Source organism: Collinsella aerofaciens (genome assembly GCF_039758965.1).
GTDB lineage: Bacteria > Actinomycetota > Coriobacteriia > Coriobacteriales > Coriobacteriaceae > Collinsella > Collinsella aerofaciens_BR.
Genome location: NZ_JBDMSL010000061.1, coordinates 1 through 1,119, shown reverse-complemented (window position 1 = coordinate 1,119; position 1,119 = coordinate 1). Strand labels below are relative to the sequence as shown.

1 protein-coding gene and 2 pseudogenes are annotated in these 1,119 nt (G+C 71.9%); all 3 read left to right on the top strand.

Annotated features, from left to right (window positions below; genetic code table 11):
- Window positions 1-355 (top strand): annotated as a pseudogene (locus tag ABHU32_RS10045) (IS21 family transposase); the annotation flags it as partial.
- On the top strand, window positions 345-485 hold the full coding sequence (locus ABHU32_RS10040) for a hypothetical protein (RefSeq protein ID WP_346979821.1): 141 nt from the start codon (window positions 345-347) through the stop codon (window positions 483-485). The pseudogene ABHU32_RS10045 and the gene ABHU32_RS10040, both read left to right, overlap by 11 nt.
- An 18-nt stretch (window positions 486-503) precedes the next feature.
- A pseudogene (istB, locus tag ABHU32_RS10035) lies at window positions 504-1,088 on the top strand (IS21-like element helper ATPase IstB); the annotation flags it as partial.
- Window positions 1,089-1,119: the final 31 nt, after the last annotated feature.

The following is a 1,119-nucleotide window of genomic DNA, read 5'->3' as shown; positions in this document are numbered from 1 at the left end:
CCCCGCGGTCCGGAACCCCCTCTCGCTCGTGCCCGCCATCATCGCCAGGCCGAGGGCCTTCGGGGAGTCGACGATCAGGCGCGACATGCCGCCGGGGCTCGTCGAGGGGATCGACCGGATGGACTCCGCCGGCAGGAGGCGCACGCTCAGGTCGATCGGCCGGGCGAGCGAGTCCTCGGGCTTCGAGGCGGCATGCGAGGCGGCGCTCAGGGTCGTCGAGGGCGGCCGCGTCCCCGACGACGCCACGGTCGACGTGCTGGCGAGGCGCATCGCGGGAGGAGGCGGCGGGGCCGGCGGGGCCGACCTGTCGGTCTACGACGGGTTCCTGAAGGGGGCGGTCGCCGATGGCAGCTAGCGAGGAGCTGGCCCGCAGGGTCGTGGAGGCCGGGCGGTCGTGCTCGCTCACCACCGCCGTCCTGGAGGAGTGGTCGAGGCTCGGCACCCCGAAACAGGTGGAGTACCTGGCGGGCTACCTCGAGGCGTAGAGGTCCAGCCGCGAGGCCTCGAAGCGCGCGACGCTGCTCAGGCGCTGCGCGCTGCCGGCGCCCAAGACCTTCGACGGCTACGACTGGTCGGCCGTGTCGTGGCCGGAGGGCATGGGGCGAGAGTCGCTGCTCGCGCTCGACTTCGTCGGGCGCAGGGAGGACCTCGTGCTCATGGGCGACGTCGGCACCGGCAAGACGCACATGGCGTCGGCCCTCTGCGCGCTGGCGTGCGAGAGGAGGCTCGAGGCGCGCTTCTTCACGGCGTCCTCGCTCGTGATGCGACTGAGGCGCGCCCGCGACGACGGGAGGCTCGACCGGGAGGCCGCGCTCATCGGCAAGGCCCGCCTGCTCGTCATCGACGAGCTCGGGTTTCTCCCGCTCGACGCGGACGGGGCGAGGCTGCTCTTCCAGGTCTTCGCCGACGCATACGAGAGGCAGTCGGTGGTGATCACCACGAACCTGGAGTTCAGCAGGTGGGGGTCGGTGTTCGGGGACGACCAGATGGCCGCCGCCGTGATCGACCGCATCGTCCACCACGGGAGGCTCGTCCAGTTCCGCGGCGAGTCCTACCGCGTCCGCCATGCCCTCATGCAGGAGGGCTAGCCGCTCAAAAAGCGTGCGCGCTTCCGATGCT